At 61.0% G+C, this 14,602-nt stretch carries 15 protein-coding genes; 9 read left to right on the top strand and 6 right to left on the bottom strand.

What is annotated here, in order from left to right; genetic code table 11:
* The first annotated feature begins 10 nt into the window (after positions 1-10).
* Genes rdgB through DXY10_RS02315 form a run of 5 tightly spaced genes read left to right on the top strand, consistent with a single transcriptional unit; the run spans position 11 to position 5,538 of the window.
* Positions 11-598 (top strand): RdgB/HAM1 family non-canonical purine NTP pyrophosphatase, encoded by a 588-nt coding sequence (gene rdgB / locus DXY10_RS02335; protein ID WP_115015733.1) that lies wholly within the window; start codon positions 11-13, stop codon positions 596-598.
* Between the two features lie 52 nt (positions 599-650).
* Positions 651-1,688 carry an SAM-dependent methyltransferase gene (locus tag DXY10_RS02330; protein WP_115015732.1) on the top strand — a complete coding sequence of 346 codons (1,038 nt, stop codon included), beginning with the start codon at positions 651-653 and terminating at the stop codon, positions 1,686-1,688.
* The gene (locus DXY10_RS02325) at positions 1,688-2,743 is read left to right on the top strand and encodes a Glu/Leu/Phe/Val dehydrogenase dimerization domain-containing protein (protein WP_115015729.1); all 1,056 of its coding nucleotides are present in this window, start codon (positions 1,688-1,690) and stop codon (positions 2,741-2,743) included. Before DXY10_RS02330 ends, DXY10_RS02325 begins: the two co-directional genes overlap by 1 nt.
* Positions 2,740-3,930, top strand: coding sequence for an FAD-dependent oxidoreductase (locus DXY10_RS02320; RefSeq protein WP_115015727.1), 1,191 nt, complete (start codon positions 2,740-2,742; stop codon positions 3,928-3,930). The genes DXY10_RS02325 and DXY10_RS02320 overlap by 4 nt, the downstream gene beginning before the upstream one ends.
* A gap of 36 nt (positions 3,931-3,966) precedes the next feature.
* A complete protein-coding gene (locus tag DXY10_RS02315) occupies positions 3,967-5,538 on the top strand; it encodes a BCCT family transporter (protein WP_115015725.1) in 1,572 nt (523 codons plus the stop codon).
* On the opposite strand, the gene DXY10_RS02310 is transcribed toward DXY10_RS02315, so the two are convergent.
* The 5 genes from DXY10_RS02310 to fabI form a co-directional block, all read right to left on the bottom strand.
* The gene (locus DXY10_RS02310; protein ID WP_244281896.1) at positions 5,523-6,701 is read right to left on the bottom strand and encodes an MFS transporter; all 1,179 of its coding nucleotides are present in this window, start codon (positions 6,699-6,701) and stop codon (positions 5,523-5,525) included. The two genes, DXY10_RS02315 and DXY10_RS02310, sit on opposite strands and share 16 nt — an antisense overlap.
* Positions 6,702-6,752: 51 nt before the next feature.
* On the bottom strand, positions 6,753-7,496 hold the full coding sequence (locus tag DXY10_RS02305; protein WP_244281895.1) for an SIMPL domain-containing protein: 744 nt from the start codon (positions 7,494-7,496) through the stop codon (positions 6,753-6,755).
* Positions 7,497-7,551: 55 nt separating this feature from the next.
* Positions 7,552-9,063, bottom strand: coding sequence for a carotenoid oxygenase family protein (locus tag DXY10_RS02300; protein WP_115015719.1), 1,512 nt, complete (start codon positions 9,061-9,063; stop codon positions 7,552-7,554).
* A gap of 56 nt (positions 9,064-9,119) precedes the next feature.
* Positions 9,120-9,722 (bottom strand): imidazoleglycerol-phosphate dehydratase HisB, encoded by a 603-nt coding sequence (hisB, locus tag DXY10_RS02295; RefSeq protein WP_115015717.1) that lies wholly within the window; start codon positions 9,720-9,722, stop codon positions 9,120-9,122.
* Between the two features lie 106 nt (positions 9,723-9,828).
* Positions 9,829-10,611: an enoyl-ACP reductase FabI gene (gene fabI, locus DXY10_RS02290; protein WP_115015715.1), complete on the bottom strand. Its 783-nt coding sequence runs from the start codon at positions 10,609-10,611 to the stop codon at positions 9,829-9,831.
* A 111-nt stretch (positions 10,612-10,722) separates the two neighbouring features.
* Between fabI and DXY10_RS02285 the strand changes: the two genes are divergently transcribed.
* Complete coding sequence (locus tag DXY10_RS02285; RefSeq protein ID WP_115016002.1) at positions 10,723-11,655, top strand: FAD-binding domain-containing protein; 933 nt, start codon at positions 10,723-10,725, stop codon at positions 11,653-11,655.
* Between the two features lie 7 nt (positions 11,656-11,662).
* Positions 11,663-12,106 (top strand): hypothetical protein, encoded by a 444-nt coding sequence (locus tag DXY10_RS02280; RefSeq protein ID WP_115015712.1) that lies wholly within the window; start codon positions 11,663-11,665, stop codon positions 12,104-12,106.
* On the opposite strand, the gene DXY10_RS02275 is transcribed toward DXY10_RS02280, so the two are convergent.
* Complete coding sequence (locus DXY10_RS02275) at positions 12,049-12,555, bottom strand: hypothetical protein (RefSeq protein WP_115016004.1); 507 nt, start codon at positions 12,553-12,555, stop codon at positions 12,049-12,051. The two genes, DXY10_RS02280 and DXY10_RS02275, sit on opposite strands and share 58 nt — an antisense overlap.
* A 161-nt stretch (positions 12,556-12,716) precedes the next feature.
* Between DXY10_RS02275 and DXY10_RS02270 the strand changes: the two genes are divergently transcribed.
* Complete coding sequence (locus tag DXY10_RS02270) at positions 12,717-13,292, top strand: thioredoxin family protein (RefSeq protein ID WP_244281894.1); 576 nt, start codon at positions 12,717-12,719, stop codon at positions 13,290-13,292.
* A gap of 19 nt (positions 13,293-13,311) precedes the next feature.
* Positions 13,312-14,526 carry a DegT/DnrJ/EryC1/StrS aminotransferase family protein gene (locus DXY10_RS02265; RefSeq protein ID WP_115015708.1) on the top strand — a complete coding sequence of 405 codons (1,215 nt, stop codon included), beginning with the start codon at positions 13,312-13,314 and terminating at the stop codon, positions 14,524-14,526.
* Positions 14,527-14,602: the final 76 nt, after the last annotated feature.

Below are 14,602 nucleotides of genomic sequence, written 5' to 3'. Positions count from 1 at the left end.
TTTCGCCACGATGAGACCTCGCACCCTGGTCATCGCCAGCGGCAATGCCGGAAAGATCCGTGAATTCGCTCGCCTGCTGGCCCATTTACCTCTGAACCTGAAGCCCCAGCCCAGCGACATGGATGTGGAGGAAACTGGCACCAGCTTCAGCGAAAATGCAAGGATCAAAGCCATTGCCGTGGCCGCTGCAACCGACCATTGGGCTCTGGCCGATGATTCGGGATTGAGCGTGGAAGCCCTCGGAGGCGCTCCCGGCGTCTACTCCGCGCGCTATGCCGACACAGATGAAGCACGGATCACCCGCCTGCTCTTGCAGTTAGGCGCCAACACAAACCGTGAGGCACACTTCAGTGCTGCTCTCTGCATCGCCGCCCCCGATGGCCGCGTGCTGGCCGAAGTCGAGGGCCGTTGCCTAGGACGAATCACCCAGGAACCACGGGGGGAGGATGGCTTTGGATACGACCCCATCTTCGAAGCAACCGGCACCGACCTGACCTTTGCAGAGATGCCGTCAGACACCAAAGAGCGCCTTAGCCATCGCGGCCTTGCCTTCATGCAGCTGGAGCCAAAGCTGCGCGAGCTTCTTAAGGTTGTGTAGCGAGTCAGGCCTAGGCAGCGCTGTACCGTGCAATCTGACGCTGACGAGGTCGATGGCCATCGCCATGACCACGGGTTACAGCGCACAGACCGAAGGAGCTCTGCTCTGCATCGAAGCTGCTTCGGACTGGGCCTTGACTTGTGTGGATTCCCTGGCTGCCCAAAACAGCCACGTGCTAATCGACTACGGAGCTGCCGATGGTGGCACCGCTGTTGGTCTCTGGAACCAGATTCTGGATCGCCTGCATGCCAACCAGCCTGAGGCGCATCTGACGCTGATCGGCAATGACCTGCCAAGCAACGACAACGTGGCCTTGGCGGAAAACTTGGCCCTCCAGATTCCTCGGTCCCCGAAGCCGACCGTCTTAGTGAGTGCTCGCAGTTTCTATGAGCCCTCCGTGGCACCAGACACGGTGAGTTTCGGCTTCTCCGCCACCGCGATGCACTGGCTGAGCGCCTCTCCAGGTCCGCTCAATACCCATACCCATGTGCTTGCCTCCGGCGATAGCGAAGCCTTGGAACGCTTCACGGCCCAAGCGCTGAAAGACTGGAACTACGTCCTTGAACTGCGCAGCCGCGAGCTCAAGGTGGGAGGGCGACTGTTAACCGTGAATCTTTCACGCGATGAACAGGGTCGCTATCTGGGGCACAACGGAGGGGAAACCCGCAATGTGCACGACCAGCTCCATCAGATCTGGCGCGGCATGGCCGACGAAGGACTGATTAGCGAGGAGCAATACCGCAATGGCACCGTCAACAACTTCTACAAGTCACCGACGGAGTTCATGGCCCCCCTCAAAGACCAGTCGTCGCCGGCATACCGCAACGGTCTTCGCCTGGTGGATGAGCGAACGGCCTATGTGAAGTGCCCTTATCGCCGCCGCTGGAACGAGGACGGTGACACCGCCACGTTCGCGGCAGGACTGATGGCCACGATCCGCAGTTGGAGCCGTCACAGCTTTGCTTCCGCCGCAGGCGATCAAGCTGCAGACACGGTGTATCAACGCCTGCAAGAGCGAATTGCTGCTGCGCCGAGCGAGTGGAGTCTCGATTACGTCGAGCACCATCAAATGATGGAACGGGTGGGCTGATGGGCAGCGCCACAGATCACACGCCGCCGGTGACGGTTCTGGCGGAACACGTCTCCGACCATCTCTCCGTCTTTGTGGTGGCCGAAGCCACGGATGCCAAGAGGCCGGCGAATGGTGGCCTTCGGCTGCTCAATTACCCGAGCGATGAAGCCTGCATCGCTGACGGACAGCGCCTGGCTGGCCTGATGACCCACAAGCACGATCTCTACGGCACCGGTTTCGCAGGCGGCAAGATCGTTGCTCGCGCCTCCGACCCAGAAGCGGTGAAAGAGGAATTGATCAGCGTCACCGCAGAGCTTCTCGAATCTCTGGACGGGGCAATGATCACAGGCTGTGATCTCAACACCAGCCTCGAAGACATGGAGCGTCTGACCGCCTTGACGCCCCATGTGCTGGCAGCGGTGGGCAGTCCGGTGGATGCCAGCGCTGCCACTGCCCACGGCACCCTTGGTGCTGTGGAAGCCGTGCTGGGCAACAAACTGGAAGATGCTGAACCAGGGCGCGCCCTGGTTCACGGTTGCGGCGCCGTGGGCGGCACGGTCGCCCGCACCTTGGTGGACCACGGCTGGACAGTGTTCACCGTTGATCTGAGCCGGGAGCGAGCCGGCTTCAAAGGCGCAACACCTCTTCCCAACGATTGTCCTTGGTGGGAACTGGAGCTGGATCTGTTGCTGCCCTGCTCGATCTCAGGCCTGATAGATGCCTCGATCACCGCGGCGCTGCGGACCAAGGCGGTGGTCCCCGCCGCCAATGCACCCTTCCAGGATCCCCAGCTGGCCGAGAGCCTGAGGGAGCGTGACATACCTGTTTTGCCCGATCCTCTGGTTAATGCGGGAGCCGTGATTGCCGACTCGATTGAACGCTTCTCCCCTGAAGCCTGGAAAGGTGCCGGTGCTGAGGACGTTTACACATTCGTTAGGGATGAAGTGCGCCAACGCGCCAGCAAGTATCTGAACCAACGCGATCAAGGCCTGTCTGTGGGGGCTGCCCTGAATCAAGTGGCTGCAGCCCCCCGCACGGAGCCCATCGGTCTCAGTTTCGGAGAAACGGAATGACCAGTCCTGCCCCCATTCCAGCTCAGACGTCTGTCGTCATCGTTGGCGGTGGCATGGCAGGCCTGAGCTGCGCGGCTTCATTAGCGCGCAGTGGCATCACTGATGTGGTGTTGGTTGAGGCCCAGACCCTGGCCCATGCCAAAGCCAGCAGCTTCGGCGAAACCCGGATGTTCCGCGAGATGTACTCCGACCCGGTGCTGTGCCGTCTAGCCCAGGAAGCCAACAGGCTGTGGCGAAAGGAAGAAACCCACGCCGGCGAAACACTGCGCCAAACCCACGGGTTGCTCTTCTACGGCGAAAGCTGGAATGAGGAAACGATCGAGGGATCGATCCCTGGAGCGCGCAGAGTGATGGATGACCAGGGCATTCCTTACGAAGCACTCAATGCGGCTGAGATTGCAGCCCGCTTCCCGCTGAAACCCAAAGCGGAGTTCACCGGCCTGTTTGAACCCACGGCGGGTGCGGTGCGTAGCGACAAAGTAATCGCCCATTGGATTCGCACCGCCCGCAACGCTGGCCATCAACTGATCGAGCACAGCCCAGTCAGCAGCATTGATGCTGATGGCGGCGGTGTCCGCCTGGAGAATGGCCATCACATCGCAGCCGACCAGGTGGTGGTGGCTTGCGGAATCTGGAGCCAGTTGCTGCTCGCCCCCCTCGGTCTTGCTCCCAAGCTCGAGATCTGGCCGATGCTTTGGGCCCACTACACGGTGGATCCAAACCTCGCCGACCGTTACCCGCAATGGTTCTGCTTCCAGCAGGAGCGTGGCGATGACGGCGGGCTGTATTACGGCTTCCCCGTCTTGAGCCGAACAGAGGATGGCAGGCCAAGGATCAAAAGCGGGATCGACTGGGCACCGAAAGAGCTGCGCGTAGCTGAACCCAACGCCATGAGCAGCGAACCACCGCCACGACTGGTCGAGCTGCTGGACCATTTCCTGTTCAACAACCTCGAAGGCGTGCAGGAACGCGTTGAAACGGTGATCAGCCCATACTCCATGACCAGCGATGTGAACTTCGTGCTGGATCGTCTCACCCCGAAACTGAGCCTGTTCGCAGGGGGATCGGGCCAATCCTTCAAATTCGCACCACTCATCGGTGACTCACTCGCCCGACTAGCCCGTGGCGAACAACCAGCTGTTGATCTGAGCTGCTGGAGCCACCAGCGTCAGGCAGTGCGCCCCTAAATCGACGTCCGCGCCTCGCTCCCTCCCCAGAAATCCATGCCGCAATCCACCCCTTCCCCTCGCCCCTGGTGGCGCCAACCACCCCTATGGGTGGGAGCAGGCCCTTTGCTGGTGTTCCTGGTCGTGTCAGCCATCGACCTGGCCCTGGCCAAAAAGTTCACCGATCAGGGCCAAGAACTGATCAGCACGCTGCTCGGTGGGCTCTGGCAGTGGATGGTGCTGCTGCTGTTCCTGATCGCGCTGGCCATCGCAGTGAGCCCTGTGGGGAAGCTGAGACTGGGGGGTGAGAACGCGAAACCAAGTTTCAAGTTCTTTGACTGGTGTGCAGTCTTGATCTGCACCCTGCTCGCCGGCGGCGGCGTGTTCTGGTCAGCAGCCGAACCGCTGTTTCACTACCTCACCCCTTCCCCTCTGTTCCAAGCAGCAGGGGTTGAGGGGAAAACGGCTGCGGCCGTGGATCCAGCCCTGGCCGTGAGTTTTCTGCACTGGGGATTCCTCGCCTGGGCCCTGGTTGCCACCACTACCACCATCACGTTTTCGATTCTGGAGCGGCGTGGTGAACCCCTTCGCCCCCGCACCCTTTTGGTCACTGTGCTGCCAAGGGGGTGGGTGGACGGACCCATCGGCGATCTCGCCGATGGCCTTTCAGTGGTCGCAGCAATCGCCGGCACCGTGGGGCCGCTTGGGTTTCTCTCCCTTCAGCTCAGCGATGCTGCCGGCCAACTGCCATGGATCACCAACAGTGCTGGTCTGCAATCGCTCGTGGTCGTCCTACTGACTGCCGTGTTCGCCACGTCAACCGTCAGCGGCATTCAGAAAGGCATCAAATGGCTGTCGGAGCTCAACGTGTGGCTCACCATCGCCCTGGCGGCTGGGCTGCTGCTTCTGGGCCCTGGACTTTGGCTGATCCAACACTTCTTCAGCGCACTGCTGAGCAATGTGGTTCATCTCCCCCAGATGGCCCTCCTTCCTCGCAATGCCCAAACAGGCGAATGGCTCAACTGGTGGACGATCTTCTACTGGGGCTGGTTCCTCGGCTACGCACCCCTGATGGGCCTGTTCACAGCCGGGGTGAGCCGTGGACGCAGTATCCGGGAATTGGTGCTTGCGGTGGCCATTCTCTGCCCACTGGTCACCAATCTCTGGTTCACGCTTGTGGGTGGAACAGGCATGTATCTAGACCTGAACGGTAAGGACATCACCAGTGCACTTGAGAGCGACGGCATCAATGCCGCCGCATCCACATTGCTGACGATCCTCAGCCACCTTCCGCTGTCGGGACTTCTGATTCCAATTGGTCTGTTGCTGGTGGTGCTGTTCATGTGCACCAGCGCCGACTCGATGAGCTATGCCGCAGCCATGGTGGTGAGCGGCCGGGATGAACCCCCAGCACCACTCCGCCTCTTCTGGGCTCTCATGATCGGCAGCCTCACGCTAGTGCTGCTCCGGGTCGGCTCCAGCCTGACCGATCCCACATCGATCAACGCTCTGCAGGCCTTCATTGTGATTGCTGCGGTTCCTGTCACCCCGCTCGTGCTCGCGACCCTATGGACGGCTCCACGGTTGGCTTGGAAAGAAGCGCAGCGCAGCGGTCAAGACAGACCTTGATCAAGCGATGGCCTGAACACCAGCCCCAAAGCGATGGCAACGCCAAACAAGGCCAGTAGGCCATAGACCATCAGCACAGGCATCACATCCCCAGGGGCTGATGCCTGAAGGATCAGCCCAGAGACAATCGCCATCACCCCACCCATCACCGTGCCAGTGGTGTTCACGATCGCCACTGTCAAAGCGGTGTGCCCCTGCGGAGCTCCTTCTTCTGCCAATGGGAAGGCGAGCACTGCAGCACCTAGCCCGAGACCCAGACAGAGCGCAGACGCCACCAGCGCCGCAGACGCATGATTGGGGAGCTGCAACAGAGCCAGAAGAGCCAATCCATTCAGCACGGTGCCTGTCAGCAGCACTCGCCCCCGACGCAGCGCACAGCTGCCGAGATATCCCGACAGCACCATGCCTAAGGCGATCCCCAGGGACATCGTCAGTGACATCCACTGCATGCGCTCTCCGCTCCAACCGCGCAGACCAGAAATCAATCCGTATTGGGCAAGACCAAAGACAAACCCACCGCCCCACGCGTAAATGAGACAAGCTCGGATGACTTGGCCTACAGCTGTGGGGGTCCACGGATCAGCACTCTGCGAGCGGTGTCGATCAGGTGCACACACCAGAACCGTCCTGCCTTGCGTCAAGACAATCACAGGCACAACCACCAGCACCGCCAACAACAGCGCCTGAACGATCACTAGGTGCCTCCAGGCCGCCGTCGGTAAGACCAATGGCACAAAGGCGGCGAAAGCAGCACCCCACCCCAGCAGGCTGTCCGTGAGCCCCATCGCCAAGGGAAAACGCTTCGCTGGCAGCGTCTTACGGGCGATCAGCGCTGAGGCAGGGAAAGCCACCGCACAGGCCATGCCCATCCCCATACGACTGAGCATCAGACCGGGCAAATCGTGACTGAAGGCAAAGGCGACACTGAATCCAGAGGCCAACAGGGCAGCCATCCACAACCAACGGTCCAGACGTCCCTGATCGAGAAGGCGACCGACAGGAATTTGCAGCAATCCATAGGGCACAAGAAAGCTGCCAGCAATCAACGAAACCCGACTCACGGACAAGCCCAGATCCCGCCCGAGTGACTGCTCATAAAACTGAAAACTGGTCTCTGCCCAGACCAACCAAGCGACAAACAACAAGCTTGTGAGCCAAAGCAAGCGATCGCGCATCCAACACACCTAGGGGTAGCCCCATTGTGTGAATCAGGTTCAGCTCAGGCAGTACGAGAGATCAAGGCTGAGCGTCTGGCTTGGCTTGGGCGCTTCATCAGGGTTGTAACCCTCACTGGCCTGGCGCGAGGCCATGGCCATCGGCTGGACACCAAACCCTCGCTGATCAATTCGCAGCAAATCAACCCGCCGCAGGCCAAGGGCCTTGGCCGTGAGCTCGGCCCGTCCACGACCATTCAGCAAAGCCTGCTCCAACAACTGATCAGCCAGCGACGTGTTGCCAGTGCGAGAGGCGAGGGAGAGCATCCCCTGCAGCCGCACCCCTTCAAGCCGAGCAGCGGTCTGAATCAGGGCGTCGTAACGAAGGCGGCTCACTTCACCGCTCATGCTGGTGCTAGCCCGTTCGACACGGCGCCCAGCGCCACCACTACCCATGCGGTCATGACGGGGAGCGGCAATCGTGAGCCGGCCCATCGCCAACGGCTTGATCTCCCGACGAGCCTGCTCAACCCGCTGATTGAGCAGGCTCGTTGCTGCACTCTTGGTGCTGGCCTCAGCCTCCAGACGCAGCGAAAAGCGAAACCGATCACTCACAACAGTGCCGCGTTCAAGCACCTTGATCTGGAGAAGGGTGCCGTTGCAAACACGCTCCGCAGCCATCATCGGCGCCACAGGCAGCAGCTGTAGCCCAAGCCCAAGCGGAGCCAATGAAGCCCATCCAGCACAAGCACCCAGAGTGCATCGAGACACGGCAGGGAGTGGACAGAAGCTCAGCATCGTCATCGAGAACGATCAGACCACATCCCCATGCTGGAGAAGTCAGGCAAAACAATCCTGCTCAACCGTGACCGGGCTGCGTCAAACCATGACTGGGCACCCAGCTGCCATGCAAACCATGAGGAATCGCCAGGGGAAGCTCCAGCACGGCCTGCTCTTGGAGGTCGTCAGCCCTCAGAATCACTAGATCAGTGGCTTGGCGGGCACTGTTCCAGACAGGAACCAGCACCCAACCATCGTCTTCCTTTGCACTGCCTGGGCGGGGCACCATGATCGGCTCGCTCACAAACCCGCGCGGCGCGGCACTCCATCGCTGCGTTTCACCGGTGTGAACATCCCGCTTTTGAATGGCCTGCAGGGGATCATTGCCCTGCTCCCGCTCCGCAACCGCCATCCAGGCGAAGCGTGCAGGCAGGCCTTGATGGTTGGGATGCACCATTGCGAACTCACAGCAACGGTCTCCAAGCAGCTCAGTGCTGCACTGACCACTAGGGAGATCGATGCGACAACGCTTCAGCAGACCGGCAGGAATGCTGTCGAAATCCACCTCACGGAAATCCACCTCCGGCCCGATCGAGGGGAAATCGCTGTAGTGGATGCTGTCGATCAGCACAGCATCGTTCTCCTCCCAGGCATTGACATGGTGAAAGACAAACCCTTCGGGCGCAGGCACCAGACGGGGAGGCTCTCCGGCATAAGCCCCTGACTCCCGCGGCACCAACCAAAACATCGCTTGGCCGCCTGTCTTGGAGGCCAAGCACTGCGCTGCACCCTTCTGGCCCATCACGAAAGGCAGCGGATTGAACGCCACTGCGTTCTGCAGAAACACTGCCCAGTTCGGCGTGATAGCGAAATCGTGGAGGAAGGCAAAACCGTTGAAGCTGTCGCGGCGATCACAGAGCAGATCTCCGGCCCGGATGGCCGCAGAGGGATCGTCTTGAGTGGCGAACTCCATCAAACGGATCGTGCTTCGAGGCCCGGTGTTCACCCCAAACGTGACCATGCGGGGACTGCCGTGATGGCCGGGATCAAAGCGGGGGTGGGCACTGAAGGCCTCGCCCTGACTCAGCACCCCATCGAGCAGCGACAGCCCCCGTGTCTCAAGGCTTTCAGGGTCTAGCGCGTGGGGTTCGGCCGCCTCCCAGAGGGCGAGGAGCTGATCTCCCAATCGCACCACATGGGTATTGGCAATGTTCTTGAGGCGCAGATCGAATGCATTGGCCAGTGCACCACCTGGCTTCTGAGTGCCGAAGACGCCCCGATAGAGAAAGCGACCGGCCTGCTCTTCCTCCTTCCAGCCTTTGGTGCGCACGAAGCGGTTGCTGCAGTGGGCTTCGCCTGCACCAAAATTGATCGCGGTGATCATGCCGTCGCCATCAAAGGGGTGATGCACGGACTGACCATCCCGTTCAAGCCGGCCCGGCCCGTTGCGGTAGAGACAGCCCTCGAGTTGGGCCGGAACACTCCCTCTGGCCACCGGCACCCTCTCCCGCGTGAGCTCCTGCTCAACGTTGCGGAAGGCGCTGGCCCAGTCAGCCCTATTGAAACGGGCAGTGGCAGGAGCAACAGTCACAACAGCACGAGCATCAAGACGTTCATCTTCTCGTAACGGACTATGAAGCGTGGGCGTTAGCTCCCGGCCTGCTCCAGCACGCCCTTGCTGCTTGGCACCGCCCCTGCCCGCCGAGGATCGATCTCGGTGGCGAGGCGCAGGGCTCGAGCAAAGGCCTTGAAACAAGCCTCCACGATGTGATGCGAATTCACTCCATCGAGCTGACGGATGTGCAAGGTGAGACCTGAATTGTTCACCACAGCCACAAAGAACTCCTTCACCAGCTCGGTGTCGTATGAGCCGATCTTCTGGGTCGGGATGTCCAGTCCGAAGCTGAGGTGAGGCCTGCCTGAACAATCCAGTGCCACTTGCACCAAGGCCTCATCCAACGGGGCGACGAAATGTCCGAATCGATGGATGCCGCGGCGATCACCAAGGGCCTGGGACAGAGCCTGGCCCACAGCGATACCCACATCCTCATTGGTGTGATGGTCATCAATATGGGTGTCTCCTGTGGCCGCAATCTCCAGGTCAATCAGCCCGTGGCTACTGATCTGGTGGAGCATGTGATCCAGGAAAGGCACACCCGTCGAGGCCGTGCAGCGTCCATTGCCGTCAAGGCCAAGCCTGACGCGCACATCAGTTTCACCGGTGACGCGATGGACTTCACCTGTGCGCATGGCCCTCTGCGCTCGAAGCGCATGATCAGTCAGTACTGACTGATCATGCCGAACAGAGCAAAAGGCACCAGCCTCCTTCAGCCGATGCCTGCTCGCTGGCAACCCATCACATGCCGTTAATGCAGTAGCCGGAGTCGACGTAGATGGTCTGGCCAGAGATCCCGCTAGCCAGATCGCTGAGCAGGAAGGCAGCGGTGCCACCCACCTCCATCTGAGTGACGGTGCGGCGCAGAGGAGCCTTCTCCTCCACGTTGTGAATCATGTCGAGGATGCCGCCGATGGCCGAACTTGCGAGGGTGCGGATCGGGCCAGCACTAATGGCATTGACTCGAACTTGCTTCTCAGGGCCCAGCTCCGCCGCCAGATAACGCACGGAGGCTTCCAAAGCCGCCTTAGCCACACCCATGACGTTGTAGTTGGGGATGGCCCGCTCAGAGCCCAAGTAGGAGAGCGTGATCACACCAGCTTTCTCACTGAACAGCGGCTTGGCATAGGCACAAAGGGGAGCCAGGGAGTAGGCGCTGATCTCCAGAGCACGGGCAAAGCCTGCAGCCGTGGTGGCGCTGTAATCACCGATCAACTCCTCCTTCCCCGCAAAGGCAAGGCAATGCACCAGCCCGTCCAGCTGGCCCCACTTCTCCTTGATCTCGGCGAACACCGTTTCCATTTGGTCAGCGTCCTGCACATTCAGAGGCAGAAAGAGGCTGGGCTCAAGGGGAGCGGTGAGCTCGCGCACCTTCGCCTCGAAACGACCCTTGTCATCCGGCAGATAGGTGATGCCCAACTCGGCACCAGCGGCCTTGAGCTGCTGGGCGATCCCCCAGGCAATCGAACGGTTGTTGGCAATACCTGTGACGAGGATCTTCTTGCCGGTGAGATCGAGAAGCATCGAGCCGTGCCCGCGGGATAACAATTCGGGTGATTCTCCCCCACACTGCGACCATTCGCGCTTTCAACTGCAGAACGACAGAGTGAAAGCCAGTGCCAGGTGGACGCCCCGTTGACCCAGCTGCCCGCTCCACCACCCCTGAACTGGGCAGTTGCAGAGGACGACCTGCCCCGGGAGTTCCCGAACCGAGACGAGTTCGCACAGGATCTGGAACAGCTGTTTCCGCAGACCGAAGGAGGCCTCAGCCCACTCCGCGGGGGACGTGATGCAGCCGAACGGCAGCTGGAACGGATGAATGCCAAGTGTTACGGGCGCAGCCGAAACCATCTCGATGGCGCCGTCACCCAGCTGTCGCCATACATCCGACACGGCGTTCTCAGCCTTGCGGAAGTGCGTGAGGCGGTTTTTGACCAACTGCGCCAGCACCGCCAGCAGCGAGAAGACGGAGCGACGCTGATCAAGGAGCTGGGCTGGCGGGATTTTTGGCAGCGGATATGGACCGGCCTAGGTGATCAGATCAACAACAACCAAGAGGAACTCAACACCGGCCACGATCCGAACTCTTATGGCCGAAACGTGCCGGACGACATCCGCACAGGACGGACCGGACTGGCCTGTATGGATCGGTTCCAAGCGGACTTGGTTGAAACAGGCTGGCTGCACAACCACGCCCGCCTGTGGCTTGCGGCCTACGTGGTGCACTGGCGACGGGTGCACTGGAAGGCAGGGGCCGACTGGTTCCTTGAGCATCTGTTGGATGGCGATCCAGCCAGCAACCACCTGAGTTGGCAATGGGTGGCCAGCAGCTTCAGCCACAAGCCCTATTTCTTTAACCGCGAAAACTTGGAGCGATACAGCAAGGGCCGGTTCTGCACGGATTGCCCCAGCGCAGGCTGTTGTCCGTTTGAAGGCAGCTACGCACAACTCGAGACCCAGCTCTTTGCCCCCCCAGCCGCCATCGGCGACACCGGCGGAACGCATGGGAGGGAGCGAGGCGCCACCTTTGCCCGGCCCTCAGCCGCCGCCGCCCGCCCAAAACGCTGAAGCCACCATGCCCTTACAACGTCCCGTCCTCTGGGTGCATGAGGAAGCACTCGGTCCCCGCAACCCAGCCCTGCTCGCCTGGCCCCAAGCCCCGGCCCTGTTCGTATTCGACAGTGCCTGGATCAGCTCAGCCCACATCAGCCGCAAGCGGATTGGCTTTCTGTACGAGAGTGCATTGGCGTTGCCTGTGAGCCTGCGCAAAGGCGATGTCGCAGCTGAAGTGATGGCCTTCGCCAAGTGCCACACAGCCGATGGCGTCGTGAGTAGCCGCCCGGTCGACCCCCGCCTTCAGCGAATCGCCAACTCCATCCGACGGCAATGGCCGATCGTGCTGTTGGAACCTGACGCCTTTGTGAACCCTCCACGCCCTCCCAGGCTGGGACGCTTCAGCCGTTACTGGCGCGATGCGGAATCCGTGGTCTGGGAGGGTTTTACCAGTAACGCCTCCTGACGAGCATTCTCCTCAGCTGGATCGGTGAGCAGGTGGTGCTCCTCCAGCGCCGGCAAGTGCAGAGGCCTCACGTCTGAAGCCTGGCGCGGAGGTTCGATCCAAAGCCAACGAGCCTGGGGCACCCTGGCCGCGCACAGCGCCTTGAGCTCTTGCTCAAGGGCACTGCGCACATCCTTGCGACCCACAGCGGTAAAGAACTCCTGCCTAGTCGCCACACCGGACGAGAACGGATGGCTGCCATTGCCGTTAAACAGCCGCGCTGGATCGACCAACCAGCGCGGCTTGCAGACAGCCCTGTCGGTTGTATCCGTCTCGAGATAGAGATGGATCCCGTAGCCATCAGGCTGGTTCACCACCGCCAGACCGTCGTGAGCTTGATGGCGTTGCAGCGGGAACACCTTCCAGGCAGGACTGGGCTCCGAGCTGTTGCAGGCAGTGAGCGCCAACATCACCCCAGCCCCGAACAGCAAGGACGCCATGCGCATAGGGAAGGCCACACCGTGTTGGGTTAGCGGGGTGATGCGCTGCACAGCCACGACACGACTCCAGCAGATTCCGGCCCATCCTGAGGGCAAAGCGCCGCCGTTTCATGGTTCTGACACCCTCCACCATGCTTCCACTCGCTAGTGCAATGCCGGCGTTCGCCCTGCCGGTGGCCGCAGGCACAGGGAGCGATGGGCTGATCAAGAGCAGCCAACTTCCACAGCGTCCCGTGCTGCTGATGTTGCTGTGCAGTCACTGCCCGTTCGTGAAGCACATCGAAGCAGAACTGACCCGACTCGAACAGGACTACGGCCAACAAGTGAGCCTGCTGGGGGTGGCCAGCAACAGCTGGATCACCCATCCCCAGGACGGAGCTGATGCGCTGGCAAACCAAGCCCGAAGGAACCACTGGCACTTTCCCTATCTGCTCGACCAAAAGCAGACTCTGGCGAAAGCCCTCCAAGCCGCCTGCACGCCCGAGTTCTATCTGTTCGCTCCAGATCGCAAGGGAATCGAGACCTTGCGCTACCGAGGCCAATTGGATGCAAGCCGACCGGGCAATGACCGGGCTCTGGATGGCCACGACCTACGCGCAGCCCTGGATGCCGTGCTGAAAGGGAACGCTCCCAATCCGGAACAACACCCTTCGCTCGGCTGCAACATCAAGTGGCACCCTGGCGAGGAGCCCCAATGGTTTAGGTAGACGGCTTAAGGTTTCCCTCATGCAGGTGCCTCCCTTCAGTCTCAGTCAGCAGCTCACCGATCTGGGGCCTGAGCTGGACGACGCCATTCTGCGCGTGTTGCACAGCGGCCAATACATCGGCGGCGGTGAGATCCAGAGCTTTGAGACGGCTTTCTCAACCTGTGTGAGCACAGCTCATAGCGTGGGTTGCAACAGCGGCACCGACGCCCTGATCCTTGCCCTGCGTGGCCTCGGTATCGGAGCAGGCGATCAAGTGATCACCGCCTCCTTCAGCTTTTTTGCCACCGCCGAGGCAATCAGTGCGGTTGGTGCCACCCCGGTGTTCGTGGATGTCGATCCGATTACCTATCTGATTGATCTCACCAAGATCGAAGCTGCCATCACGCCGAACACCAAAGCGTTAATGCCAGTGCATCTGTTCGGCCGGCCGGTCGATATGGAAGCGCTGATGGCGATCGCTCGACGCCACCGCCTCCAGGTGGTTGAGGATTGTGCTCAAGCGACAGGTGCCAACTGGAACGGCAAACCGGTGGGCAGCTGGGGCGATGTGGGCTGCTTCAGCTTCTTCCCCACCAAGAATTTGGGCGGAGCAGGCGATGGCGGCGCCGTCACTTGCGATGACGATGGCCTTGCCCAGCGCATACGCGAACTGGCGGTGCATGGCATGCCTCGCCGCTACCTCCACACCGCATTGGGCTACAACAGCCGACTTGATGCCCTGCAAGCAGCGGTGCTCAACGTCAAGCTGCCCCATCTGAGCACTTGGGTGGAGAAGCGGGCTGCGATTGCCTCTCGCTACATCAAGGCTCTGGCAGACCTCCCAGGCTTGGAATTACCCGATCCTGCGGCCGATCCTGCCGTGGGCCATGGCTGGAATCAATTTGTCGTGCGCGTCAATCTCAGCCAAGAGGAGCAGCAAACCGAGTCCGCTCCTGGCAGTAATCCAGCCAGCCACTTTGGGCTGCCCAAGAGCCATCGTCGTGATTGGCTCAAGCAAAGCCTGCAGGAGCAAGGGGTGAGCACGATCATCTATTACCCGATTCCGATCCACCGTCAGCCCGCCTATGTCGACCTCGGGCTTGCACCTGGCAGCCTGCCGATGACCGAACAGCTCTGCAGTGAAGTGCTGAGCTTGCCGATCTTCCCCGAACTGAGCGAGGAACAGCAGGATCGTGTGATCAGGGTGGTGAAACGTCTTCTGAGCAGCAGCGCCCAAGAGCAAATGGTGGCCTGAGCCCCTTGCAGCCCTCCTAGGCAGCACCGTGCACCGGCTGCCGCTCAACCTCGACCCCTCAATGCCGGTGCACGTC

The organism is Synechococcus sp. UW140, from assembly GCF_900474295.1.
GTDB lineage: Bacteria > Cyanobacteriota > Cyanobacteriia > PCC-6307 > Cyanobiaceae > Synechococcus_C.
The sequence above is the reverse complement of the archived record's forward strand: the minus strand, read 5'-3'. Positions and strand labels throughout refer to the sequence as shown.

What these genes read in the sequence shown, in the direction of transcription:
- rdgB (WP_115015733.1), top strand. Translation starts at nt 11, where the DNA reads ATGAGACCTCGCACCCTGGTCATCGCCAGCGGCAATGCCGGAAAGATC.
- DXY10_RS02330 (WP_115015732.1), top strand. Translation starts at nt 651, where the DNA reads ATGGCCATCGCCATGACCACGGGTTACAGCGCACAGACCGAAGGAGCT.
- DXY10_RS02325 (WP_115015729.1), top strand. Translation starts at nt 1,688, where the DNA reads ATGGGCAGCGCCACAGATCACACGCCGCCGGTGACGGTTCTGGCGGAA.
- DXY10_RS02320 (WP_115015727.1), top strand. Translation starts at nt 2,740, where the DNA reads ATGACCAGTCCTGCCCCCATTCCAGCTCAGACGTCTGTCGTCATCGTT.
- DXY10_RS02315 (WP_115015725.1), top strand. Translation starts at nt 3,967, where the DNA reads ATGCCGCAATCCACCCCTTCCCCTCGCCCCTGGTGGCGCCAACCACCC.
- DXY10_RS02305 (WP_244281895.1), bottom strand. Translation starts at nt 7,496, where the DNA reads ATGACGATGCTGAGCTTCTGTCCACTCCCTGCCGTGTCTCGATGCACT.
- hisB (WP_115015717.1), bottom strand. Translation starts at nt 9,722, where the DNA reads ATGCGCACAGGTGAAGTCCATCGCGTCACCGGTGAAACTGATGTGCGC.
- fabI (WP_115015715.1), bottom strand. Translation starts at nt 10,611, where the DNA reads ATGCTTCTCGATCTCACCGGCAAGAAGATCCTCGTCACAGGTATTGCC.
- DXY10_RS02280 (WP_115015712.1), top strand. Translation starts at nt 11,663, where the DNA reads ATGCCCTTACAACGTCCCGTCCTCTGGGTGCATGAGGAAGCACTCGGT.
- DXY10_RS02275 (WP_115016004.1), bottom strand. Translation starts at nt 12,555, where the DNA reads ATGTTGGCGCTCACTGCCTGCAACAGCTCGGAGCCCAGTCCTGCCTGG.
- DXY10_RS02270 (WP_244281894.1), top strand. Translation starts at nt 12,717, where the DNA reads ATGCTTCCACTCGCTAGTGCAATGCCGGCGTTCGCCCTGCCGGTGGCC.
- DXY10_RS02265 (WP_115015708.1), top strand. Translation starts at nt 13,312, where the DNA reads ATGCAGGTGCCTCCCTTCAGTCTCAGTCAGCAGCTCACCGATCTGGGG.